Below are 23,757 nucleotides of genomic sequence, written 5' to 3' on the forward strand. Positions count from 1 at the left end.
GCTACTGGCAGATGCCCTTGAAGTCCGAGCGCTGCGCCAGCGGCGTGATCTTGCGAATGCGATAGATGCCGGGAATCTCGCGCAGGCGCTCGAGGGTCTCCACCTCGACGAACTGATCGAGGTCGATCACCGTGTAGGCGCTGTCGGCCTGGGCCTCGTTCGCCATGCGCTGGATGTTGGCATTCGACTCTGCAAGGATAGCCGTTATCTGTCCGATCATGTTGGGGACGTTGGCGTGGAGCGCCACGATGCGGCCGCCCGTGCGGCAGGGGCCCAGATCGCAGTCGGGGTAGTTGACGGAGTTGCGCACGATGCCGTGCTCCAGGTAGTCCTTCATCTGCTGGACGGCCATCCCGGCGCAGTGCTCCTCGGCCTCGAAGGTGCAGGCGCCCATGTGGGGCGTGATGAGCGTGCGCGGCATGTGCGTGGTCTTGGGCGTCGCGAAGTCGCATACGAAACGGCCCAGCTGTCCCTCCTCGAGCGCCGCGGCCACGGCGTCCTCGTCGATGATGTCGGCGCGCGCGTAGTTGATGAGCATGCCGCCCTTGCGCATGAGCGATAGCTCGTGGGTGCCCATCATGCGGCGCGTGTCCTCCTTGGAGGGCACGTGCAGGGTGACGTAGTCGGCGTCACGGCACAGCTCGTCCATGCTGTCGACGCGCTTGACGTGCTTGCTCAGCTCCCACGCGTGCTCGACCGACAGGTACGGGTCGTAGCCGTAGACGTCCATTCCCAGGTGGAGAAGGGCGTTGGCCACCTTGCTTCCCACCGCGCCCAGACCGACGACGCCCACCTTGCGCCCGATGGCCTCGCGTCCGACGAAGGCCTTCTTGTTCTTCTCGGCGTCCCTCACGATGTCGGGGTCCTCGACGTTGTCCAGCACCCAGCGCATGCCGCCCAGGGCGTCGCGGGAGTTGACCAGGATCATGCCGACGACGAGCTCCTTTACGGCGTTGGAGTTTCCGCCGGGGGTGTTGAAGACGACGATTCCCCTGCGCGCGCACTCGTCGATGGGGATGTTGTTGAAGCCGGCACCGGAGCGGGCCACGCAGCGCACGTCGGGGCCGAAGTCCATCCCATGCAGGCTGCTCGCGCGCACCAGGATGGCGTCGGCGCGCTGCATGTCGTCCGTCTTCTGGTATCCGTCTCCCAGTTTCGCGACGCCGTCCCTGGTGATGTCCTTGGCGATGTTGTCCATTACCTTTACGTAGCGCATGCTCTTCTCCTTGGGTTTTGCCGGCGCGTCGTGGTGTCGGGGACACCCGTGCGTGCGCCGGTCGCTCTTGCGGTCTATGTGCGGGGGCCGGACGAGCCGGCTAGCTAGATCGCGGGAGCGCCGAGGGGGAGGTGGCGTTCGCGTTGGCATTGCTCGGGTTATCGGCGTCGTCGGCTGCGTCCGCGCGCGTGGACTCGAAGTCGGCCATGTAGGCAAGGAGCGCGTCGATGGCCTTGGCCGGAACCGCGTTGTAGCAGCTCGCGCGCAGGCCGCCCAGGACGCGGTGGCCCTTGATGCCCACGATGTTGCGCTCGGCCGCGCCGGCCACGAAGGCGGCGTCGAGCTCGGGCGAGGGGGCGCGGAAGGTGACGTTGGCGATGGAGCGTGAAGGGCCCTGCGCCAGGGGGCTGAAGAGCGCGCTCTGGTCCAGGTAGTCGTACAGGCGATTGACCTTCTTCCAGTTTCGCTCCCGCATGGCGACAAGGCCGCCGGACTCCTCGATCCAGTGGAAGACCTTGCCGCACAGGTAGATTCCCCAGGTGTTGGGCGTGTTGTACATCGAGCCCTTGCTGGCCTGGAGACGGTAGCCCATGTAGGTGGGCACCACGTCGCCCAGTGCGGGGGCGTCTCCCAGCAGGTCGTCGCGCACGATGACTATGGTGTTGCCCGCGGGGCCGGCGTTCTTCTGGACGCCGGCGAAGATCAGCCCGTAGCGGCTGACGTCGACGGGACACGAGAGGAACATGCTGCTGAGGTCAGCCACCAGGGGCACGCCGCCCGTGTCGGGCAGGTCGTGGTACATGGTGCCGTAGACAGTCTCGTTCTGGCAGAGGTAGACGTAGTCGAGGCCCTGGTCGACGGGGGAGGCGAGCGTCGGCACACGGTCGAAGCTCGTGTTCTCGCTGCTTGCCAGGACGTCCGCCTGGCCGTACTTGCACGCCTCGAGCCAGGCCTTCTTGGACCAGTTTCCGCTCACTAGATAGCCGGCGTGGCGGCCGCGCATGAGGTTCATCGGGACGGCCGCGAACTGGAGCGTGGCGCCTCCCTGCATGAACAGGACGCGATAGTTGTCGGGGATTGCCATGATGCGCCTGAGCGTTGCCTCGGCGTCGTCGATGATCGCCTGGTAGGCCTGCGAGCGATGACTCATCTCCATGACGGACATGCCGCTGCCCTTGTAGTCGAGCATTTCCGCGGCAGCCTCGCGCAGCACCTCCTCGGGAATGGCCGAGGGGCCAGCAGAGAAGTTGAACGCTCGGGGCATGCAATCCTCCTTTGGAAACGGCTTTTTGAAACCATATACCAGTAGTGTTTCGACGGTGATAACGAAGTGCTTCGAGAAATCGCCGGAAGGAGCTCCCGCGCCCGCCGGGCTCGCGGCCCGCACCCAAGCGTCGCCTTCTCTACCGTCTATGGCGCACCGGGCGATTGTCGCGCCATGCGTTGGGTAAAAGGACAAACATGTACGCAGGCCGGGTGCCGCCCGGCCACGCGCGACGCGCCAGACCCGGCGTGCCGCAGTCTGAAAGGGGTTTCCTATGGCAGGCGTTGACTTTGACTCTATGAGCGACCTTGCCCGCAAGGTCTTCCTGGCGGGCGTGGGTGCCGTGGCCACCGGGGCGGAGAAGTCCCAGGAGGTCGTGGCAGACCTCATCGAGAAGGGCGAGCTCACCGTCGAGCAGGGCAAGGCCGTGAACGAGGAGCTCAAGCGCAAGGTGTCGCAGGCCACCGAGGACACCACCGACTCGCTCCTGCGTGCCAAGTTCAAGACCATGACGCCCGAGGAGCGCGCCGAGTGGGTCGCCAAGGCCCAGAAGATCGCCGAGGACCTCGAGGCGGAGCCCGTCGAGGTCGAGGTGGACGATGCCGAGGCCGAGGGCGCCAAGGAGTAGCCTGCCTTGTCTGAGGACCGCACGACAGATCATCGCGCCGGCCGTGACGACGCGGGCGACGCGGAGAGGGACATGCCCAACGCACACGGGGAGGCACCTCGCGGCGCGGGGGATGACCCCTCCGCCGACTGGGTCGAGGACTCCCTCTTCGACGACCGGCTGGTCGACGACATGCTGGGGGAGGACGACGAGCCGATCTGGTACGACACCATCGGCATTTTCGGGGGCAGGTCGAGCGCGGCGAGCCGCTACCAGATCACGCGCGCCAAGAAGACCGCGCGCCTGGCCGAGATCCTGCGCATCGCCAGCCACTACGACATCTTCAGGGGCCTGACGCCCCTGACCTTCCGCAAGCTCCTTGAGGAACTGGGGCCCACCTTCGTCAAGGCGGGCCAGATTCTCTCGATGCGCTCGGAGATCCTTCCCGAGAGCTTCTGCCACGAGCTCACCAGGCTGCGCTCCAACGTCGAACCCATGGACCGCGAACTGGTGCTCGAGACGCTGCGCGCCGAGTACCGCGAGCCGATAGAGGACATCTTCGACGCGATTGACGACGTGCCCCTGGGGTCGGCCTCTGTGGCGCAGGTGCACAAGGCGCGCCTGGCCACGGGCGAGCTCGTCGCCGTCAAGGTGCAGCGCCCCCACGTGCAGGAGATCATGGCGCAGGACATATCGATCATGCGCTCGCTGGCACGGCGCGCCTCTCGCTTCATAGGAGACGCGCAGTTCCTGGACCTGCAGTCCGTCGTGGACGAGCTGTGGCAGTCGTTCAGGGAGGAGACTGACTTTCTGGTCGAGGCCCACAGCCTCGAGGAGTTCCGGCGCAACAACGCGGACTGCGCATACGTCACCTGCCCCAAGCCCTACATCAAGCTCTGCACCGAGCACGTGGTGGTGATGGACTACGTGGAGGGCATCTCGATAGGCGACACCCGAAAGCTCTCGAGCCTGGGCTACGACCTGGGGGACATCGGACGGAAGCTCGTTGACAACTACGCCAGCCAGATGCTTGACGAGGGCTTCTTCCACGCCGACCCGCATCCCGGGAACCTTTTGGTCTCGGGTGGCAAAATCGTGTACATGGACCTCGGCATCATGGGCAGGCTGTCCTCGCACGACAGGGCGGCCCTGACCGAGATGGTCGAGGCCGTCGCCCTGCGTGACGCCGCCCGTCTCAAGAGTGGGCTACTGCGCTTCTCGGTGTCCGACGTCTCGGACGTCGACCACCCGGGGCTGCTCGCGGACCTCGACGGCATCATCGCGGACTTCGGCGAGGCGGACCTGTGCGACCTCGACCTCTCCGCGTTCATGAACGCGCTCATATCGATGGCGCGCAAGAACGGGATCGAGCTTCCCGGCACGGTCACCATGCTGGCCCGCTCGCTGGTCACCCTTGAGGGCGTGGTCGATGAGCTTCTGCCGGGCACGAGCATCGTCGAGATCGTGCGCGAGCACATTAAGGCGCACTCCGACCTTGCGGACAGCGCAAAGGCCGAGGCCAGGCGCCTCTCTCGCGCCTCGCTCGCGGCGACGCGCGGCCTGCTCGACGCCGCCGCGCAGAGCTCGACCGCCATGAACATGCTCACGCGCGGGCAGCTCAGGATGAACCTCGATCTGGTGGGCTACGAGGACCCCGTGGGCGACCTCGCGCGCTCGGCCGACCGCCTGACCATGGGCATCGTCATCGCAGGCCTGTTCATCGGCTCGTCGGTCGTCTACTACGCGCGCATCAAACCTGTCATCTTCGGCGTGCCGGTCATCGGCTTCGTGGGCTACGTGGTCGCGTTCCTGATGGGGGTCTGGCTGGTGCGTAGCATCATGAGCGAGGGCAAGAGGCGCAGGTAGCCTGCTGCTTGCGCTGGCGCTCCGTTCATTGTCTCGTTACCTTGCGGCGCTATAGTCTCCCAAACCATCGGGCGAGAGGGGACGGCATGCCGCTGGGCACCAACACCGCGTTAGAGGGGCTTGCCCCATCGGAGATCAGGCGCTTCTCGGCGCTCGCGCGCAAGGTCCCGGGCTGCGTGGACCTCACGCTGGGCGAGCCTGCCGAGTGCACGGCGGGCCCCGTCTGCGACCAGGTTGCCCGTTCGCTCGACGCGGGACAGACGCACTACCCGCCCAACCGCGGCCGCGAGGGGCTGCGTGAGGCCATATGCGCGCACATGGCGTCCGGCGGGCTCTCGTTCTTGCCCGAGCAGGTGGTCGTCACCAACGGCGCCACCGAGGCGCTCTTCTCGACCCTCTTCGCGCTGCTCGAGCCGGGAGACGAGCTCATCGTCCCCACGCCGGCCTTCCTGCTCTACGGAGCGGTCGCCACCCTCTGCCGCGCCCGCGTGGTCGCGCTCGACACCGCGCCCGACTCGTTCCAGATCGACCCCCAGAGGCTTATGGCCCTGGTCGGCCCCAGGACCAAGGCGATCGTGGTCACCTCGCCCAACAACCCCACGGGGGCCGTGCTTGACGCGCGGAGTCTCGACGCCGTCGCGACGGCTGCCGGGCGCGGGCTCTACGTCATCTGCGACGACGTGTACGACCAGCTGGTATATGCGGATGGCGTCCAAGGCTTCGCACTGCGCCACCCGGAGCTTTCCGACCGCACCGTTGTGGTCAACAGCATGAGCAAGCCCTACGCCATGACCGGCTGGAGGCTCGGCTGGCTCGCCGGTCCCCGGGAGCTGGTCGACCGGATCGCCATGGTCCACCAGTACGCCGTCTCGAGCGTCGTGAGCTTCACCCAGGACGCCGCGGCCCTGGCGCTCTCGACGGACGTCGCGCCCATGCGCGCGGCCTATCGCGCCCGCAGGGACCTCGTGCTGGAGCGGCTGGACGGGATGGGGCTTCCCGTGGTGCGTCCGGAAGGCGCGTTCTACGCGTTCCCGCGCATCGAGGAGCTTGGTCTGGGCTCGCGCGACTTCTGCGTTCGCGCCGCTCGCGAGGCGGGCGTCGCCCTGGTTCCCGGCGCGGCCTTCGGGGCCGAGGGCCACGTGCGCCTGAGCTATGCCTGCGCGGACGACGCGCTGGTGTGCGGGCTCGACCGGCTTGGCGACTTCGTGGGGGCGCTGCGCCCCTGACGCGGGGGGGCGAGGGGCACGCGCGCGGCGCGCGGCACGGGCCCCGCTACGGCATGAGCGTCAGCGCCTTGAGCGCCGCGAGACGTATACTTACGGGAGTCGACCTGTGCAGAACGGCTCTTTTAGTGTTGCCGCAAAAAAACGGGGAACATGTACGAGGAGGCTTCACCAGGAATTCGAAGAACGGGACAGTCGCAAGGCGTTTCTTGATTCCCCTTGGCATCATGCTGGCAATGGCTGCGGCAATCCTCGCTGGTGCTGGCGCGCCTACTGCATTTGCAGATAACGGCGATCTTGCTGCCACCGAAACTCCGTCTCTTGGCAGTGGCGATAAGGCCGTTCGCACCATCATGATTTACTTGGATGGCGCCAGCTCCGAGGAGACCGGCTCCGCGTGCACTGACATGCTCGAGGAATAGATAGCATCGAAGTTCAATCGCAGCGATTTCCGCATCATCGTCATGACGGGCGGCTCGCTCAAATGGCATCTGGATGCGGGCTACCTACGGGACAAAGACGACCACACCGGCACGCTGACCGAGATCAGCAGCGAGTACAATCAGGTCTGGGAAGTGTATGGAGCCACCGATAACGCCGAAAGCTACTTGAGGCTGTTAGACGGCGACGGCGTGAGCGACGACGGGGCTGCTGCCAAGAAGTCCGAAGACGAGCTCATGAGCGACCCGAACACATTGAAGAAGTTCATCAACTACGCCCATGGCATCGCGCCGGCGGGCAAATACGATCTGATCCTGAACGACCATGGCATGGGCCCCGAGGGCGGTTACGGCGTGGATGACCACGACACCGGGGACTCACATGCGTCAATATCCGTGCGCCAGCTCCGGCAGGCGATCTCGGACAGCGATGTTGTGCGGGATGAGGGCAAGTTCGACTTCATCGACTTGGACTGCTGCATGATGGGCAATTTCGAAACGGCGCTCGCCTTGTGGGATTACACAGACTATTATTTCGGGTCGGCGGACGTCAACCCGTTCCCAACGGTCGATTTCACGGCACTGTTCGATTACCTCGCAGATGCCCCCGATATGGATGCCTGGGACTTGGGACGCAAGTTCGTGGACCTTTTCGTCGATTACTATGACGAGCATCCCGAAAAGGTATCGGTAGGCCGTTCGGTCGGCCATTGCGCGATCAACGTAAAAGACCTCAAGGATAGTGGGATCGTGGACAAGCTGCTGACGGTCGCACGGCAGATGAGGGCAGAGGCGACACCGGGAGCTTCTACGACGAGATCCGCGTTCCGAAAGACGATTACCATTTCGTCATCACCAACCTGCAGGACTTCGCGACCGTGGTGGAGCAGCTCGGGATCGGATTGTACGAAACCGACTGGCAGGAGCCGGGGTTCCTGAACGCATACACGCAAACGGCGCTCGAGATCCAGAACATCTTGCATGATAAGGACATCGTCTATTCGAGGCACACGCAGAAATCGAAGGAAACGTATGCGTTCTTCGGCAGGAACGATGACGAGAGCATAAAGATAAGGGCTACGAAATCCCCGACAAGCGGGCTGAGCATCTTCCACTTCTTCAATCCTGCCAAAGGCGATGCTTCAGGGGAAGTGTCCTTCTACATCGATGCGATGAACGAGTTGGCTGGGTCGTATGCGGAAGGTTCGACCGAGAGGGAGCTGCTCGAGACGTACATGCAGGCAGTTCTCGATTACGAGTTGATCTGCAACGCCGGCGTGGCCGTCTCGACCCTTGTGGAAAACGGTTGCGCGCCTGACGAGATCGACTACGACAAGGTTCTGGAATACCTCCAGTCCCAGAAGTCCGAAAACCACGTCAAGAGGGGATGGGAGTACATCTCGAAGGCCTTTAAGGGAAGCGACAGGGACGTGCCGGCATGGCTCGGCGGGATCATAGACATCCAGCGCGAGGAGGTCTTGGATCACGACAAGGTCTCCCTTGCGACGGAATCGAAGGATGGGACGGATTACTATCGCATCGACGTTGCGGACACGCCCAAGCGGGTCATCGACGTCCCGGTGCTCACGGTGACGGCCAACAGGGAAGACGAGGTGTTCAAAAAGCCCACCAGGACGTTTTACGGCACCCGGGCGCCCGGCGGCGCGAGGGGGAGTCTGCTGACGATTACATGAGCGCCACCGACTCTTCCTACCTGATCCCGAAGTTCGACGGGCAATGGTATGCCGTGAAGGATGCGGATGGGAAAATGCATCTGGCATCCGATGCGTCGGACAACTCCGTTTACGCAGTTTTCTACTTGGGCGAGCAGCTTTTGGGTGCGGGAGAGCTGGTCTTCGATGAGAACGGCAAGGCGAAAAGCATCTACATCTACGGCAACACGATACCGATCCCCCTCGATACGCTCGATGACATGGTGACGGTGGCCCTTTGCAATGATCCGAGCCTTGGGAAAGCGGACCCCATAGACATGTTCATGCTGGAGAAGACGAACGCCGAGCTCGTGAAGGACAGCTACTCGAACCTGGGCATAGACGACGTCGAGGTCAAGCTCGCCATCTCGGACATGTACGACGTCCAGCATGAGGTCAAGCCGGAACTGAGCTTCGATCCTACCGGCGGGCGGTGGGACGACGGCACGGACGCCGTCAGGAAGTACGAACCCGCACTGGAAAGCGAGTTCGCCATCATCGACGCCCCGACGCGCGATGGCTATACGTTTGAATGTTGGGAAGGGTCTGAGTACCAACCAGGGCAACAATATCATGCGGACAGCGATCATGTGTTCACGGCAAAGTGGAAGAAGAACGACTCCAGCAGTGGTGACGACAACACTTCTGGTGGAGCAAAGAATGCCCAAACAAAATCAAGCCCGAGCAAGACGCCAAGCACGGGAGACCTCCTGAACCCGGCGCTCCTGCTGCTGGCGGTGCTGGCGTCAGGAGGGACGGTTGCGGTGGCTGCGAAGAAGCGAAAACGCGAATTGTAGCCGGGAACGAATTGCTGGGTTCCAGCATCCGGCAAGTGCTGTGGTACGGCCGCTAGAGTTAGTTTTTGCAAACAAACACATTTCCGCAGGTAATTCTGGCTCTACGATGAGTTTGTTGTGTCCATGATGCGCGTCGTAACGTTATCATCGCGATGCCTGCGTGGGGACGAAGATCGTCACCCTGGTCCCGCCCGCCTCGCGGGTTCCGATCTCCAGCGTGCCACCGCACTGCGCTTTTAGCCGCTCGCGGACGTTGTTAAGGGCGAAGTGCCGCTCATCCTCATCGGGCGGCGTAAAGCCAGGGCCGTTGTCCTCCACGATGATCTGCACGCCGCACCCAAGGTCGCGCGTGGCGACGGAGACCTGCAGCGGCTCCGAATCGGGGTCCATGCCGTGCTTGACGGCGTTCTCTACGATGTGCTGCAGCGTGAGGGGCGGAACGTTAAACGACGTGACCGGCGTGTCGAATTCCACGAACACCTGTCCCTCGTAACAGGCCTGCTCCACCGCGAGTTATGCCTTCGTATGCTCCAGCTCCCGCTCGAAGGAAATCGTTCCGTCCTCCGCAACGATCTCGAAGTTGCTCTGCAGGTAGCGGGAGAAGTCCAACGTTGTCTGCTGGGCCATTTCGGGATCCTTGGCAATAAGGTAGTAGATGCTCGTCAGCGTGTTGTGGATGAAGTGGGGCCTCATCTGCAGGACGGCGACGTGTGCTCGTTCCTGCGCGACCTCCTCCTTCTGGTCCAGGTAGCGACGGACCAGGCCAACCAAAAGGAGGAGCTCCACGAGAATGACCTGAATGGGCGGCGCCGCGAGAAAGCAGGCCAGGAACATAAGGCCCTGTACGTTCGTTATGTCTTTCCAGTACCGGACAAGCGTTACGAGGTTGATTGCCGTAAGCGCGGCTATCGAGGCGAACGTCAGGGCAATCCATGGCCCGAAATGGGGATCTTGACCAGCAACGACGCGCGCTTCCCCACTCAGCTTCGCCAGACACCCCGCAACGATCAGGATGCCAGTCAACACACATTCGATGCGTACAACCGCATTCGTTCGGAAGTCTCTCCCACTGCAGTAGACGAAATACGCGAACACGAGCAAGGAGGGAATCGGGGCTATCAGCGTTTCGGCAAGGCTCAGAGCAAGCACGGACGCGTACGACACGTCGGCTTGTGCAGCGCCGTTTCCCAAAAGGCCTACTACCGCACGGGCAATCGTCGATATCAGGATGGCGACGCACAAGCCCTTCGGCCATCGCTCGACGTCGCGGGCGATATAAAGCAATATCAGACCAAACGCCCCGAACAGGAGCGCGGACATATCCAGTGTTGCATAGAAATACTGTTCCGTTATCACAGCAGCCCTCGCACGGGATGCCGCAGCCTGGGAATCAGCCTGCGGACCTCCTCCGCCTTCAGCGGCTTCAGTATAAAACCGCAGGCGTCGGTGTTCCATGCGTCGAGGGAATATTCTGGGTATGCGGTGAGGTAGGCCACGTTAGCATTCGGCCTAATTTGCAGGAGCTCTTGGCAAAGGTCAAGTCCATTGGTCTTGCCCAGCTTGATGTCGAGAAGCACCAGCGCAACTGGGTTGTTCTTGAAATAGCGCACAGCTTCCGCCGGGCTTGCGAGACCGACGACGTTTGCGTTCGGAAGCGCCTCCCGCAGAACGGGGAGGCCCTCTTCGAGGGCAATGGGACTGTCGTCCACCAGCAGGACGTTCGGGGCATCGTGGGACTCGTCTGCAGCTGCGAGCAGCGCCGCGGCGCCGGCGTCAAGCGCCCTGGCTATATGGGAGATCATGGCGGCGTTGGGCAATCGGTGCCCGGTTTCCCAGTTGGCGACCGCAGAACGAGTCACGTGCAGCCGGTTTGCCAGCTGCTGCTGTGACAGACCCTTTTCGGACCTCGAGCGACACAGCGTTTCTCCGAAGTAGTTTGCCATGGCCCTTCTCGTCCCATCCCACCGCGCGAATAGCTTTGCTGCCTCGAAGCAGAATGCAATTCGGTCAAATATCTACCCACATACATAAATCCGCATTCACCAAAAGTGCTTGCATGAAACCCGTCACGAAACGAAACACCTTTCTGGGATCCCCCCCGCCCATTCTTAAAAGAAAATGAAAAAAAAGAGTGGGTTCTTTGGTTGGCAGTACGGCTGGTACCAGCCAAACAAAGAAGAACGAATAGCGGAGAAAGGAGCTTGAAAAATGGATGGGAAAATCAAGAACGCGAAGAGCACGTTGAAGATCCTGGGCATCCTGAGCATCCTCCTGGGTGCCTTGGCTATTCTCCTCGGCGCCATGTCGATTGGCGGCGGCGGCGTTCTCGCTGGAGGAATTGCCACCTCGGGCGGTATGAGCTCAGCCGATGCGGAGACCGCCACCATGGTGACAGGCCTGGTGCTGGTCGGGGGAATCGTCCTCCTGATTTCGGGAATCTTCACCCTGCTCCTGGGTATCTTCTCGGTCCGTGCGTCGAACGATTTCAGCAAGGTCGGGCCGGCTTACGCCTTCGCGCTTATCGATCTCATCGTCTCGGTTGTCGGCGTCATCGTGAACTTTGCCGGAACTATGAATGTCTCGTCTCTGCTCGAGGGCGTCGTCGGAATCGTTTTCGCCGCCTGCATCTTCTGGGCAGCGAAGACCATCAAGGATTACAATGCTGGTGGTGGCAACCCCGGCAATGGCCAGCTCCCTCCACAGTAGTGAGCACCTGTTTCAATCGCATCGCTGGAAAGGAGAGCGCCCGGTGTTTTTCCGGGCGCTCTCCTTTTGCACCGCGGAGCGTGAAGCCCTCGACGGCACGAAATCGCTGGTTGACGTAGTACACTACCACCGCTCCGGTTCCGGGACGGCATGATGGGGCATCGGCACCCGAAGCCGATGTCCCCTTTTTTGCTTCAACGGGACCAGCCGCCCCTGTCGTGGCTGACCGAGTGTTGGTGCGAGGGGGGAGTCCCCGTGCGAGCCGGAGTGGTGGTCGTGCCATGAGCCCGAGTCGTGCCGGGGCTCGTGGTTGCTGACCGGCCTGGGCCTGCGGGCGGGCAGCATCCCGTGCCCGACGGCGAACTTGTGGGCGTCCCCAAAACGCCCAAGTTTATCGGCTATGGTCGCCTTGCCCTGCGCGTCTTCGGCGGCTTCCAGGTCGCGCTCCAGCAGCCCGATCTGCCAGTCGATGTCGGCGATCGAGGCGATGCGGGGGTCTCTGAGCGCCTCCATGAGCCTCGCCAGCTCGCCGAGCTCGTCCAGGTCGCGAACCAGCACGGCGCCCTCGATGCGCTTGTCGATGGCATCGCATTTTAGGGCCGTAGGATACCCCCACTCCCATTCCAGCGCCTGCTTGCCGTAGCAGCGCCCCAGCTTCTCGCCGCCGACCCTGCGGGCTGGATGGTCGGAGAGCGCGTAGAGGAAGTCGCGTCGCCGTGCGTTGGGGGAGTTGAGCGAGAGCTCCACGCCCAGCGCCCCCAGAACGCTGCGGTAGCTCGCCTCGTCGTGGGCGAGGGCGCGGGCCGTCCGGGCGCGCTGCCTGATGTCGGCGACCCAGCTGTACCCGCCCTTGCGCTCAATTCTGCGCTCGGCTCGCCCCTTGTACTCGCGTTGGGTCGTCCTGGCCTCGCCGCCCTTGGCTCGCCGGTCGAATACCGCGTGCTCGTCGGCGAGGTATCCCAGCCCCCGCTCGCGGGCCATCCGCTGCAGGTCGCGGTTGAGCCCCTTGGGGTCGGGGACGTGAAGGCGCCTTCCGGTCTCGACGTTGGTGTTGCCCACGACGACGTGCGCGTGCGGGATGGCGTGCTCGTTGTCGTCGTGGTAGACGATGGTCACCTGGTACTCGCCGAAGTGTCTCTCCGCCCAGCTGAGCGCCAGCTCGCGCAGGCGCTCCAAGTCGACCTTGTCTGCGGGGTCGGGGCTCACGACGTAGTGGCGGTACGTGATGGCAGGCCTGCCGCGGTAGGGCTCGCCGTTGCCGTAGACGGCCCTGAGCTCGTCCATCTCCGCCGCCCAGCCGCGGGCCTCGCCGCCGCCCCGCTCCATGCAGTCGAGGTTGACGAAGTCGTGGCCTATGGCGCGGCCTCCCCGCTCGAGGTAGCGCTCGATGGCTGCCATTGTTTCCATATTGAGGGGCGTGGGCATGAACGAGATCGCAAGGCGAATACTGGTTGATCAGGGGCTAAAACCTGTTGAATTTGAACAACCCCATGTAATTGATTTAATTCGAAAACCTATATCAGATGTGTGGACTGTTGTATGCACACACAATGACAAAGTTTTCGGCACTCCGGCAATCTTTTGCTGTTTTGCCAATATGGAACATAAAGCGCAAATCTTAGAGGAATCCAATTGGCTCAAGCATCCTGATAGCTTTTCTCCTGGATTTTGCATGAGCGCCGGTTCTGCGCGATTTGATTCAAGCAGCTATGACGGTTTTCACTTCATAGTTATGGAGCAGTATTTTCACAGCCTCGAAGAAGCCCAATTCCATTTGAACCAAGAATTTGCGCTTCTCTTCGAGCTGTATCGAGACCCTAGTGGTAATTACTACAAGATTGACGAATGTGGCAATCGTGAACCAGTTGTTGTGTTTGAGAAACACCAGGTAAAGGTAAAAACTAAATACCTACTCCGCTATATGTGCGCCAGGCAATTCCTATTTATCCAATTCGTCGATTTGCGGGTAAGTACACCAGGCCATATGCCGTTTCATACAGATCCTATGGGCGACGACAGCGATGCTGGCCCAAATTACATTTTCGATCGCTGGTACCAAGGCAACGAAACTGAAAACTATCTGCTATCGATGATATATGCCAGAAGCTATGTTGAACCTGGCCCTATTGAAGACTGCGGACTCTGGCCTTACGACGAAGATGAGGAGCAGTACCCGGAGTTCATTATTAATGAGCTGCCTGACGGGTCATTCGAACGTTTCACATGCGAAGAATCAAAGCTGACGACGCGCTGGTGCGCGGGCTCGACCGGCTTGGCGACTTCGTGGGGGCGCTGCGCCCCTGACGCGGGGAGCGAGGGGCACGCCGCGGCGCGCGGCACGGGCCCCGCTACGGCATGAGTGCCAGCGCCTTGAGCGCCGCGAGGCCGCCCGCGAGCGCTCGCTCGTCGAAGTCGAAGCCGTCCGAGTGGAGCGAAGGCACTTCTCCCACGCCCAAGAGCAGGAACACGCCGGGCAGCTGCCTCTGGTACCAGGCGAAGTCCTCGGCGATCATGTACGGCTCCTCGAGGATCTGGAGTTCCGGCACGCGCTCGGCGACGCGCCCGAAGAGCTCCGGGTCGTTCGTGACGGGTGGGTATCCCTCGGCGAAGTCGACCTCCGCCGTGCAGCCACAGCTCGCCGCGGCGCGTGCTGCCAGCTCGCGCACCTCCGCCATCACCTCGTCGCGCAGCTCGACGTCGAACGTGCGCAGCGAGCCCTCCAAGCGCGCCCTGTCGGCTATCTGGTTGCAGACGAGGCCGCCCTGCAGGGTGCCGAACTTGAGGACGACGCCCTCGCGCCCGCGCGCGGCCTCCCTCTGGCACAGCCGCTCGATGTGGCCGTAGGTCGCGGTTAGGAAGCGCGCCGCGGCCTCCACCGCGTCGGCCCCCAGCTCGGCGCGGGCTATGTGGGCGGCACGGCCCAGGAAGGTCACGTGCGTCTCGTTTCCCGCTGCCAGGAGCGCCCCCGACCTGCCGGCAAGCCGTCCCTCTGGAAGCCCGGGCCACAGGTGAAGCCCGAAGATGCGGTCGACGCCGCACTCCTCTAACGCGCCGCTCTGGCAGATGCCGCGCGCGCCGCCCGTCGTCTCCTCGGCGGGCTGGAAGACCAAAAGGAGGCTCCGTCCCAGGCGATCCAGGTTCTGCGGCAGCCATTGGGCAAGCGTCAGCAGCATCGACATGTGCCCGTCGTGCCCGCAGGCGTGCATGTGCCCCTCGATGCGCGAGGCGTACGCCGCGCCCGTGCGCTCGATGACGGGCAGGGCGTCCATGTCGGAGCGCAGTGCGGTCGCGTGCGGGGTGCCCCTGTCGACGTAGAGGCAGAGCGCGGAGCGCGAGGGCGAGAAGACCGTTGCCCTCCCGCCGCGGGACGTGATGTCCCCGGCGACCGGCTCGAGGATCCCGCGCACGTAGGCGAGGGTGCGGGGGAGGTCGTAGTCGAGCTCCGGTATCTGGTGGAGCGCGCGGCGGTGCTCCCTGAGCATCCGCCCCTCGATCGGCTCTGCCATGTTCTTCTCCTCTGGTCCATCTGCTTGCCCGCGCGCCCGGAGCCCGCCTTGCGGGCTCACCAGACATGCGTCTTGCAATTATCCGACCGGAAGTTGTCATTCGCCCGAATAAGTCAACTTTGTTAACCGTTGCGATGAATGGCGTTTCAGCCCGTAGAATCATCCCAACGAAAGAGGTGCGGAAGTGATGAGCGCGGGCGAGCCGGCAGGCGCGGACCCCGCGGGAGGCTAAATCCGCCGAACTCCTTGGCCCGGCAGGGCGAGGGGTGGGCCAGCGGGGAAGACCCGCCGGACTGTCTGTGGGGGCATCCCACAGTTGCGCTTTCCCGACGCGAGCATTCGCGGGCCGCAGCTGTGGGACTGGCGTCGGGGGGCATCGTGGAGCGCAAGAGACCGTTTGCAAGCAGGGAGCGGCTGGAGTCCATCGCGACTCGCTATCCCACGCCGTTCTACCTTTACGACGAGAAGGGCCTGCGCGCCAACTTGGAGCGCATCCTGCGCGCGTTCTCGTGGAACCCTGGGTTCAGGCAGTTCTTTGCCGTCAAGGCGACGCCGAACCCCGCGCTCATCCAGATTATGCGCGAGTACGGCTGCGGCGTCGACTGCAGCAGCCTGACCGAGCTCATGCTTGCCGAGGCCATGGGGATCTCGGGCGAGGACATCATGTTCAGCAGCAATGACACCCCGCTCGACGAGTTCGCCCACGCGCATCGCCTGGGGGCCATCGTCAACCTGGACGACATCACGCACATCGACTCGTTCGCGGAGGCGATCGAGGGCGAGGCGCTCCCCGATACCATGAGCCTGCGCTTCAATCCCGGGGGCGACTTCTCGTTCGCCAACGGCATCTTCGGCCGCCCGGAGGACGCGAAGTTCGGCCTGATGGAGCCGCAGATGCTCGAGGCGGCCCGCCGCCTCGCGTCGATGGGCGTGCGCAACGTGGGCATCCACGCGCTCCTGGCCAGCAACACCCTCACGAACGAGTACTATCCCGCGCTCGCGAGACGCCTGTTCGAGCTCGCGGTGCGCCTGCGGGCCGAGGCGGGCGTGCGCGTGCCGTTCGTCAACCTCTCGGGCGGGGTGGGCATCGCGTACCGCCCCGAGGAGGAGCCCAACGACATCGAGGCCATCGGCGCGGGCGTGCGCCGCGCGTTCGACGAGGTGCTCGTGCCCGCCGGCATGGGCGACGTCGCCATCTTCACCGAGATGGGCCGCTTCGTGACGGGGCCGTACGGGGCGCTGGTCACGCGCGTCATCCACCGCAAGAGCACCTACCACGACTACCTGGGCGTCGATGCCTGCGCGGCGAACCTCATGCGACCGATGCTCTACGGCGCCTACCACCACATCACCGTCATGGGCAAGGAGGACGAGCCTGCGACGCACGCCTACGACGTGACGGGAATGCTGTGCGAGAACAGCGACCGGCTCGCAAGCGACCGCGCTCTGCCCGAGGTGGAGGTGGGCGACCTGCTCTTCGTCCACGACGCGGGTGCCCACGGCCACTCGATGGGATACAACTACAACGGGCGGCTGCGCTCGGCCGAGCTCCTGCTCCAGGCCGACGGCGGCGTGCGCTGCATCCGCCGCGCCGAGAGGCCGTCCGACTACTTCGCGACGCTCGACGTGCTGCCCATCGCGCCCAAGCTGGGCGTCAAGCCGGCGGCGTCTTCCGCGGCCCGGCCCAAGCCCGCGCGTCCCTAGGGGCGCAATGCCGAAGCGGCAGCATCTGCTGGCTGGCATACGTTTTTGGAGGGGCGTCGCACGCCCTTCTCGCGCATCGCAACGGACACGCATGACGAAGCGGGCCGCACGGAGCGGCCCGAGAGGAGGCTGCCATGGGAATGGACAAGCTGAGGGGATCGATAGTCGCATTGGTCACGCCGTTTGACGAGCGGGGGGCCATCGACTTCGACGCGCTCGGCCGCCTGGTCGACTACCAGCTCGAGGGCGGAACCGACGGAATCCTGGTGCTGGGGACGACGGGCGAGTCGTCAACCATGACCGACATCGAGGACTACGAGGTCGCGCGCTTCGTGAAGGAGCGCGTCGCGGGTCGCGTGCCCGTCATCGGTGGCGCGGGCTCCAACTCGACGCAGGAGTCGCTCGACAAGAGCCTCGGCCTTCAGCAGCTGGGCCTCGACGGGCTCCTGCTCATCACGCCCTACTACAACAAGTCCAACGAGGAGGGCATCTACCGCCACTTCAAGACGGTCCTCGACGCCGTCGACATCCCCTGCATCCTGTACAACATCCCCGGGAGAACCGGCTGCAAGATCAGCGAAGAGAACGTGGCGCGCCTCTGCGGCCACCCCAACGCCTGGGGCATCAAGGAGGCCAGCGGAGACATCGCCTATGCGACGGCCGTCGCCCGCTACGTGAGCGACGACTTCCGCATGTTCAGCGGAAACGACGACATGGTCGTGCCCATCCTCTCGCTGGGCGGCTCGGGCGTCATCAGCGTGTGGGCCGACGTCGCGCCCGCCGCGGTGCACGAGATGTGCGAGGCCTGGTTCGCCGGAGACGTCGCGCGCGCCCGCGAGATCCAGCTGGGCAATCTCGAGCTGGTACACTCTCTGTTCGCAGAGGTAAACCCCATTCCGGTCAAGGCTGCGCTGGCGAGCATGGGGCTGATCTACGAGAGCTACCGCGCGCCCCTGTGGGAGCCGACGGACGAAACGCGCTCGCGCCTCGCCGCTGCGCTGAAGGGAGCTGGTCTGATTGACTAACGAAGCCGCACGCACGAGCGTCATCCTCATCGGCGGCGGGCGCATGGGCACGCTGATAGCCAAGACGCTCGAGGCCGAGGGCGGCTTCGAGGTCCTGGACACCTACGGGTCTCGTGACGCTGCCCAGCTGGACCGGGAGGCGCCGCGCGCCGACGTCGCCATCGACTTCAGCAACCGAGCGGCCCTTCCGCACGCCCTCGCCTACGTCAGGAGGACCGGCGCCGCGCTGGTCAGCGGCACCACGGGCTACGCACCCGAGGAGCTGGAACAGATTCGTGCCCTGGGCGAGGCCTGTGCCGTCACCTGGAGCGCCAACTACTCGCTGGGCGTCGCGGTCCTGCGCCGCGCCACCGAGGTCGTCGCGCGCGGTCTGGGCGACTGGGACTGCGAAATTGTCGAGACGCACCACAACCAGAAGGCCGACGCGCCCTCCGGCACCGCCAAGCTGCTGCTCGGGGCTATTGACCCCTCGAGCTCGATGGAGGTCGTCTGCGGCCGCGAAGGCATGGTGGGGCCGCGCGGAAGGCGCGAGGTCGGCATGCACAGCCTGCGTGGCGGCACCGTTGCGGGCACGCACGAGGTGCACTTCTTCGGGACCGACGAGGAGGTCTGCCTGACCCACCGGGCGACGAGCCGCCAGATCTTCGCGAGCGGGGCCGTCGCCGCGGCGCGCCGCATCGTGGGCCGCGAACCCGGATTCTATACCTTTGACCAGCTCATGTTTGGAGAATAGCCGTCGGGTCGGATGCCGCCCGCCGCGAGTGAGGGAGAGCCATGGACGCTCAGGAGATCATCAGCTACATCGCCAGCGCACCCAAGAAGACGCCAGTGCGCGTCTTCGTGCGCGAGCGTGAGGGGGCCAGTGTCGACTACGGACCGGAAGCCCACGTCTTCGGCGCGGGCGACAAGGTCGTCTTCGGAGACTGGGAGCAGGTCGGGCCGGCGCTCGCGGCCGCGGCCGACGACATAGAGGACGTTGTGGTCGAGAACGACCGCCGCAACTCGGGCGTGCCGCTTCTGGACATCAAGGGCGTGAATGCCCGCATCGAGCCGGGTGCCCTCATCCGCGAGAAGGTCCAGATTGGCGACGGCGCCGTCGTCATGATGGGCGCCATCATCAACATCGGCGCCGTCGTCGGACCGGGCACCATGATCGACATGGGTGCCGTGCTGGGCGGACGCGCCATCGTGGGCGCACGTTGCCACGTGGGCGCCGGCACCGTCCTCGCGGGCGTCATCGAGCCGGCAAGCGCCACGCCGGTCGTCATCGAGGACGACGTCATGCTGGGCGCTAACGCTGTCGTGATCGAGGGCGTGCGCGTCGGGGCCGGTGCCGTGGTGGCCGCGGGCGCGGTCGTCGTCGAGGACGTCCCCGCGGGGGCCGTCGTGGCGGGATGCCCCGCGCGCGTCATCAAGATGAAGGACGAGCGCACCGCCGCCAAGACTGCGCTCGTCGACGCGCTCAGGCAGATCTAGCCGCGGAGCCGCCTGGACTCCGCATACTCGCATTCGAGCTCGAACGCCCGGGGTGCCGTGAACGGTGCCTCGGGCGTTCGCCTTTTCGGGTGTCCCGTCGGCGAGGTATCCCTATGAGTCGCGTGCTATATGTGATAGTCTGACTATCGTATTGATAGTCAGACTATCATCATGTTTGGGGGAGCGGTCGGATGACGGATCGGAAGGGCGCGGCGTCTGGGTTTGCTCCCGGCGCCCTCGACGGCGCAAATTGGTCGCGGCCTCTTGCGGGGGAGGGCTGCCTCGCTGACCTTGCCCCGACCGGCCGCCTAAGGCTCGGCCAGTTCGACCTCCACGTGGTCGAGTGTGCGGCGGAGCTCTTCCTGCGCGAGGGCATCGCCAGCGTGAAGATGACCGACATCGCCGATGCGGCCCAGGTGGGCGTCGCGACCCTCTACCGGCACTTCTCGACCAAGACCGCCCTGGCGGTCGGCGCCGCCACGCTCATGTGGTCGTACTTCAACGATCGCATAAGCTCGCTGGTCGAGAGTGCGGAGTTCCTGGACATGAGCGGGGCCCAGAGGCTCGAGCGCCTTCTGGGCGAGTACGCGGCCAGCTACGTCCAGAACAGCTCCTTCGTGTCGTTTCTGGACGAGTTTGACCACCTGGTGCTCTCCGAGGGGCTCCAGGCGGATGACCTCGAGGCGTATGGTGCGCAGATCGACTCGTTCTACCTCATGTTCGAAGACGCCTACCTGCTGGGGAGGCAGGACGGCTCCGTCGTGCGAGAGGTCGACTTCAGGACCTTCTACACCAGCGTCGCGCATGCGCTCATCGGCGTCGCCCAGAAGCTGTCGCGCGGCGAGGTCATCTCGTCGGACCGCTTCGCCAACGGCACCAAGGAGCTCGAGTACATCATCGACATGGCCGTCAGCTACCTGAGCCAAGGCACAACCTGATCGGTTGAGGATGGGAGAGGATCATGGCAACTGTGGGTGCTGGGCGTGACGCTGGGCAGAACCTATGCGGGTGTTGCGACGATGTGGTCGGCGGTCTTCCCACTGGCTCCGACCTCGACCTTTTGAGGGAGGGGCTCTACGGCTGCTTCGGAGGCGCCTTCGCGAGGGAGCTTGTCGTGCTGAGCCCGGGAAGCATCGTGCTCGCCGGCAACCACACCGACCACCAGGGAGGACATGCGGTCGCCTGCGCGGTCGGGTCCTACGCTCGCGGAATCTTCAGGGCCAACGGCGAGGGGCGCATCCGCGTGGGCGGGCGAGGGCTGCCCGCGATCCAACTTGACAGCGCGGACCTCGATGCGAGGGATGGCGGGCTCGATGACCTGTCGGCCATGGTGCGCGGCATGGTTGCCCTCTTCCTGCAGAGGGGACTCGCGCCCGGGGACGCGCTGGGCTTCGACGCCTACCTTGCGCTCGACGAGCCTGTCGGGTCGGGGCTTTTGGGGGAGTCCGCCCTCGAGCTCGCGTTTGCCCAGGGCCTCAATAACCTTTGGGCTGGGGGCACCCTTTCGGGGGAGGAGCTTGCGCTGGCGGCGCTGCGCGTCGCGCGCGAGCGCCTCGGCGGCTCGTCTGCCCCCATGTGGCAGCTTCCCGTCGCGCTTGGCGGCATCCAGCACCTCTCGTTCGCGGACTCCGGGGGCGCCGTCGCGGAGCGCATAGACTTCGACTTCGCGCAAGAGGGCTACAACGTCTGCCTGGTCGAGGTTGGGGACGGCCGCGTGACGGAGCCTGCCAGCTGCTCCTCCATCCTGCAGGAGATGCAGGCCGTCGCAGGTGCCCTGGGAGCAGAGCGCCTGGGTGACGTGCGCGAGGTCGACTTCATGATGGATCTGCCTGTCATTCGCGACCAGTTTGGCGACCGCGCCGCACTGAGGGCCATCCACTTCTGGCGCGAGGACCGCATGGTGGAACACCGCGTGAGGGCGCTCAAGGCCAAGGACATGCACGCGTTTCTGGAGCTGACGCGTGCGAGCGGGGCGAGCACCGCGATGTATCTGCAGGGCACGCCGCGCGTGGCGCGCAGCCAGGCGATAATGCTCGGGCTTGCGGTTGCCGACGAGAACCTGCGCCACGAGGGCGCGGCCTGCATCCATGGGGGAAGTCCCGAGAGAGCCATCCTGGCATTCGTCCCGGACTCCGTGTACGAGCTCTTCTCGCAGGGCATGAACGCCATCTACGGAGAGGGTGCCTGCCGCGCGTACGAGGTCGTGGATGAGGGCGCGAGCGCGTGGTGGCTCTAGCGCACCTCCGAGAAGCGCCTAGCCTACGACGCGGTAGCCGAGCGTGCCTACGCCGCTGAAGCCCAGGGCATGGGCCACGGCGGGCTGGAGGTCGATCTGGCGATTGCCCGTGAAGGGGCCACGGTCGTTGACGACCGCCTGCACGGTGTGACCGTTGTACGTGATCTCGATTACCGTGCCCAGGGGCATGCTGCGCATCGCAACGCCCATGGAGGTGGGCGTGACGAGGGCGCCCGAGGCCGTCTTGCCGTACATGAAGCCGTCGCCCTCGCCGTAGGTCGAGGCCCCGACGTAGGTGTACGAGGTTCCCACGTTGCCGGAGTTCGAGCCTCCGTTTGCGGGGGCGTCGTTGTTTGCGGGGGCGTTGCCCGTGGCCGCGCTGATCTGCTGGGAGGTCGTGTCGGTTATCTGGCCCGAGGCGTAGGCCGCCTCGTTCTGGGCGGTGTCGGCGGTCGCGGCGGCGACGGCGGCGTTGCGGGCCGCATCGGCCTCCTCCTTGGCCCTCTGGGCTTCAGCGAGCTTTACGTCCGCGTCTTCCTTCTGCTTGGTGAGCTCGTCCTTGGTGGTGTTGAGCTCCCAGACGGAGTCGTTGAGCTCCTTGATGGCGTTCGCGTTGGACTCCGTTATGATGTCGAGGTAGGCCGCCTGGGTGACGAACTGGTTGAAGTCCTCGGCGGAGAGCAGCAGCATCACGAGGTCACCCTGTGCCTGCTGAAGCTTGTAGCTGGCACGCATGGCCGCGGCGGCCTTGTTCCTCAGGCCCGGGAGCTTCGCCTCGAGCTCGTGGATCTTCGCCTCGTTGTCCTCGATCTGCTTCTGGAGGTCCTGGGACTCCTGTTCCGCCTTCTCGTAGCTGTCGTTCGCCGCGATCGCGGCCTCCTGGAGCTTCTCGAGCGACTCCGCGTGGGCGCTTACCGGACAGGCCGCAAGAACGAGCGCGAGCGAGAGGCCCGCGCATGCGGCTCCCCGCGCGATGCGCATGCGAAGGGGGCAGATGGTTGACTGGATCGTGGACATGTTCAGCGTGCTCCTCACTAGTCGACCATCTTCACCGTCGTGATGACGGGCTGGTCCTCGGGGTTGGTCGTGCCGTTCGAGTCTTGTGTGGGCACGTTGTTGCAGATGGCGTCGACGACCTCCATTCCCTCGGTCACGCGACCGAAGGCGGCGTACTGGCCGTCGAGACTGCTCCTATCCTGCTGGACGATGAAGAACTGCGAGCTCGCACTGTCGTAGCTGGCCGCAGTGCGCCCCATGCTGATCGTTCCGCGCTTGTGCTGCAGCCCGTTAGCGACGCCGTTCGCGGAGAACTCGCCCTTGATGCGGCGGTCCGCCCCGCCGGTTCCGTCATGCTTGGGGTCGCCGCCCTGGATCATGAAGCCCGGGATGATGCGGTGGAACGTGAGGCCGTCGTAGAAGCCATCGCTCACCAGCTGACAGAAGTTGCTGACCGTGATGGGGGCGATTCCCGCATAGAGCTCTAGACTGAGCGTTCCGTAGCCTCGGACCTCCATGGTGGCGTGGTGCGTCCCCGTGCCGTACCCGTTGTCGAGTGGCTGCTGGATGAGCGGGGCGTCCTGCGTCGTGGCCGAGGCGGCCTTGGCTTGAGAGTCCGTCTGGGTCGAGGACGCGTCCGCCTCGCTGGCGCCTGCCGATGATGCCGCACAACCCGTGAGAGCGAGGACCCCTGTCGCACCGGAGGCTCCGGCAAGGGATGCAAAGGCTCGGCGGCTCATGCAGCGGTTGGTCATGCAGCTCTCCTTGATCGGCGGACAGGTCGTAAGCCTCAGGTTCAGGCTGAGGCGATGAGGCTCAACTTGGCCATGGTACCGCAGAGGCCCCGTTTTACCTAATTTGGGGGTACCTCAACGCTCCCTTGCGTCGGCAAAATGATCATATTCCTTTACATGACCAAAATACCGTAACCCTATCGCATGGTCCTGCAGACCGAGACGCGCGAGGCGATTGGGTTCCACTGG

At 64.4% G+C, this 23,757-nt stretch carries 24 protein-coding genes and 1 riboswitch; of the genes, 15 read left to right on the forward strand and 9 right to left on the reverse strand.

Features of this window, described 5'->3' with window-relative positions; translation table 11 throughout:
* Position 1: 1 nt before the first annotated feature.
* Together BMY31_RS01890 and serC are read right to left on the reverse strand one after the other, a co-directional pair.
* Positions 2–1,216 (reverse strand): phosphoglycerate dehydrogenase, encoded by a 1,215-nt coding sequence (locus tag BMY31_RS01890; protein WP_091007747.1) that lies wholly within the window; start codon positions 1,214–1,216, stop codon positions 2–4.
* Positions 1,217–1,316: 100 nt separating this feature from the next.
* Positions 1,317–2,480, reverse strand: a complete 1,164-nt coding sequence (gene serC, locus BMY31_RS01895) for a 3-phosphoserine/phosphohydroxythreonine transaminase (protein WP_091007750.1) — start codon at positions 2,478–2,480, stop codon at positions 1,317–1,319.
* A 274-nt stretch (positions 2,481–2,754) separates the two neighbouring features.
* Here serC and BMY31_RS01900 point away from each other — a divergent pair, with 274 nt between their 5' ends.
* The 7 genes from BMY31_RS01900 to BMY31_RS08810 all read left to right on the forward strand — a co-directional run bounded on the left by BMY31_RS01900 (position 2,755) and on the right by BMY31_RS08810 (position 9,125).
* Complete coding sequence (locus BMY31_RS01900) at positions 2,755–3,108, forward strand: phasin family protein (protein ID WP_078686614.1); 354 nt, start codon at positions 2,755–2,757, stop codon at positions 3,106–3,108.
* 6 nt (positions 3,109–3,114) lie between these two features.
* Positions 3,115–4,953 carry an ABC1 kinase family protein gene (locus tag BMY31_RS01905; RefSeq protein ID WP_257612344.1) on the forward strand — a complete coding sequence of 613 codons (1,839 nt, stop codon included), beginning with the start codon at positions 3,115–3,117 and terminating at the stop codon, positions 4,951–4,953.
* Positions 4,954–5,039: 86 nt separating this feature from the next.
* Entirely contained in the window at positions 5,040–6,179 is a 1,140-nt protein-coding gene (locus BMY31_RS01910; protein ID WP_091007753.1) for a pyridoxal phosphate-dependent aminotransferase, read from the forward strand.
* A gap of 206 nt (positions 6,180–6,385) precedes the next feature.
* Entirely contained in the window at positions 6,386–6,598 is a 213-nt protein-coding gene (locus BMY31_RS01915) for a hypothetical protein (RefSeq protein WP_078686617.1), read from the forward strand.
* 42 nt (positions 6,599–6,640) lie between these two features.
* Positions 6,641–7,555 carry a clostripain-related cysteine peptidase gene (locus BMY31_RS01920; RefSeq protein WP_078686619.1) on the forward strand — a complete coding sequence of 305 codons (915 nt, stop codon included), beginning with the start codon at positions 6,641–6,643 and terminating at the stop codon, positions 7,553–7,555.
* Positions 7,519–8,310, forward strand: a complete 792-nt coding sequence (locus tag BMY31_RS01925) for a hypothetical protein (protein WP_143327732.1) — start codon at positions 7,519–7,521, stop codon at positions 8,308–8,310. Before BMY31_RS01920 ends, BMY31_RS01925 begins: the two co-directional genes overlap by 37 nt.
* A complete protein-coding gene (locus BMY31_RS08810) occupies positions 8,307–9,125 on the forward strand; it encodes an LPXTG cell wall anchor domain-containing protein (RefSeq protein ID WP_078686622.1) in 819 nt (272 codons plus the stop codon). The genes BMY31_RS01925 and BMY31_RS08810 overlap by 4 nt, the downstream gene beginning before the upstream one ends.
* 144 nt (positions 9,126–9,269) lie before the next feature.
* Here the strand turns inward: BMY31_RS08810 and BMY31_RS01935 are convergent, their stop codons facing one another.
* From BMY31_RS01935 to BMY31_RS01945, 3 genes are read right to left on the reverse strand one after another with little or no spacing between them, the layout of a single operon-like run.
* Complete coding sequence (locus tag BMY31_RS01935) at positions 9,270–9,632, reverse strand: ATP-binding protein (protein ID WP_078686623.1); 363 nt, start codon at positions 9,630–9,632, stop codon at positions 9,270–9,272.
* A gap of 6 nt (positions 9,633–9,638) precedes the next feature.
* Entirely contained in the window at positions 9,639–10,481 is an 843-nt protein-coding gene (locus BMY31_RS01940) for a histidine kinase (RefSeq protein WP_159443968.1), read from the reverse strand.
* On the reverse strand, positions 10,478–11,068 hold the full coding sequence (locus BMY31_RS01945; RefSeq protein ID WP_091007756.1) for a response regulator: 591 nt from the start codon (positions 11,066–11,068) through the stop codon (positions 10,478–10,480). Before BMY31_RS01945 ends, BMY31_RS01940 begins: the two co-directional genes overlap by 4 nt.
* 265 nt (positions 11,069–11,333) lie before the next feature.
* Here BMY31_RS01945 and BMY31_RS01950 point away from each other — a divergent pair, with 265 nt between their 5' ends.
* Positions 11,334–11,831, forward strand: a complete 498-nt coding sequence (locus BMY31_RS01950; RefSeq protein WP_078686629.1) for a hypothetical protein — start codon at positions 11,334–11,336, stop codon at positions 11,829–11,831.
* A gap of 123 nt (positions 11,832–11,954) precedes the next feature.
* Here the strand turns inward: BMY31_RS01950 and BMY31_RS01955 are convergent, their stop codons facing one another.
* Positions 11,955–13,229, reverse strand: a complete 1,275-nt coding sequence (locus BMY31_RS01955; RefSeq protein WP_159443969.1) for a relaxase/mobilization nuclease domain-containing protein — start codon at positions 13,227–13,229, stop codon at positions 11,955–11,957.
* A 25-nt stretch (positions 13,230–13,254) separates the two neighbouring features.
* On the opposite strand from BMY31_RS01955, the gene BMY31_RS01960 reads away from it, so the two are divergent.
* Positions 13,255–14,190 carry a hypothetical protein gene (locus BMY31_RS01960; protein WP_143802913.1) on the forward strand — a complete coding sequence of 312 codons (936 nt, stop codon included), beginning with the start codon at positions 13,255–13,257 and terminating at the stop codon, positions 14,188–14,190.
* On the opposite strand, the gene BMY31_RS01965 is transcribed toward BMY31_RS01960, so the two are convergent.
* The gene (locus BMY31_RS01965; protein WP_091007763.1) at positions 14,180–15,337 is read right to left on the reverse strand and encodes a M20 metallopeptidase family protein; all 1,158 of its coding nucleotides are present in this window, start codon (positions 15,335–15,337) and stop codon (positions 14,180–14,182) included. The two genes, BMY31_RS01960 and BMY31_RS01965, sit on opposite strands and share 11 nt — an antisense overlap.
* A gap of 163 nt (positions 15,338–15,500) precedes the next feature.
* A riboswitch (Lysine riboswitch) is annotated at positions 15,501–15,669 on the forward strand.
* 46 nt (positions 15,670–15,715) lie between these two features.
* Here BMY31_RS01965 and BMY31_RS01970 point away from each other — a divergent pair.
* The 6 genes from BMY31_RS01970 (at position 15,716) to BMY31_RS01995 (ending at position 21,778) form a co-directional block, all read left to right on the forward strand.
* On the forward strand, positions 15,716–17,041 hold the full coding sequence (locus BMY31_RS01970; RefSeq protein ID WP_234970626.1) for a diaminopimelate decarboxylase family protein: 1,326 nt from the start codon (positions 15,716–15,718) through the stop codon (positions 17,039–17,041).
* 134 nt (positions 17,042–17,175) lie between these two features.
* Positions 17,176–18,066 carry a 4-hydroxy-tetrahydrodipicolinate synthase gene (dapA, locus tag BMY31_RS01975; RefSeq protein ID WP_180371325.1) on the forward strand — a complete coding sequence of 297 codons (891 nt, stop codon included), beginning with the start codon at positions 17,176–17,178 and terminating at the stop codon, positions 18,064–18,066.
* Positions 18,059–18,799 (forward strand): 4-hydroxy-tetrahydrodipicolinate reductase, encoded by a 741-nt coding sequence (gene dapB / locus BMY31_RS01980; protein WP_257612348.1) that lies wholly within the window; start codon positions 18,059–18,061, stop codon positions 18,797–18,799. Before dapA ends, dapB begins: the two co-directional genes overlap by 8 nt.
* Positions 18,800–18,840: 41 nt before the next feature.
* Positions 18,841–19,542 (forward strand): 2,3,4,5-tetrahydropyridine-2,6-dicarboxylate N-acetyltransferase, encoded by a 702-nt coding sequence (dapD, locus tag BMY31_RS01985; RefSeq protein WP_091007765.1) that lies wholly within the window; start codon positions 18,841–18,843, stop codon positions 19,540–19,542.
* A 191-nt stretch (positions 19,543–19,733) separates the two neighbouring features.
* Positions 19,734–20,480, forward strand: a complete 747-nt coding sequence (locus BMY31_RS01990) for a TetR/AcrR family transcriptional regulator (RefSeq protein WP_091007769.1) — start codon at positions 19,734–19,736, stop codon at positions 20,478–20,480.
* A gap of 23 nt (positions 20,481–20,503) precedes the next feature.
* Positions 20,504–21,778, forward strand: a complete 1,275-nt coding sequence (locus BMY31_RS01995; protein ID WP_091007772.1) for a galactokinase family protein — start codon at positions 20,504–20,506, stop codon at positions 21,776–21,778.
* Positions 21,779–21,796: 18 nt separating this feature from the next.
* Here the strand turns inward: BMY31_RS01995 and BMY31_RS02000 are convergent, their stop codons facing one another.
* Together BMY31_RS02000 and BMY31_RS02005 are read right to left on the reverse strand one after the other, a co-directional pair.
* The gene (locus BMY31_RS02000; RefSeq protein ID WP_091007774.1) at positions 21,797–22,795 is read right to left on the reverse strand and encodes a septal ring lytic transglycosylase RlpA family protein; all 999 of its coding nucleotides are present in this window, start codon (positions 22,793–22,795) and stop codon (positions 21,797–21,799) included.
* A 17-nt stretch (positions 22,796–22,812) separates the two neighbouring features.
* A complete protein-coding gene (locus tag BMY31_RS02005; RefSeq protein WP_219334833.1) occupies positions 22,813–23,529 on the reverse strand; it encodes a peptidylprolyl isomerase in 717 nt (238 codons plus the stop codon).
* Positions 23,530–23,757: the final 228 nt, after the last annotated feature.

It is taken from the genome of Parafannyhessea umbonata (genome assembly GCF_900111255.1).
GTDB classification, from domain to species: Bacteria; Actinomycetota; Coriobacteriia; order Coriobacteriales; family Atopobiaceae; genus Olsenella_J; species Olsenella_J umbonata_A.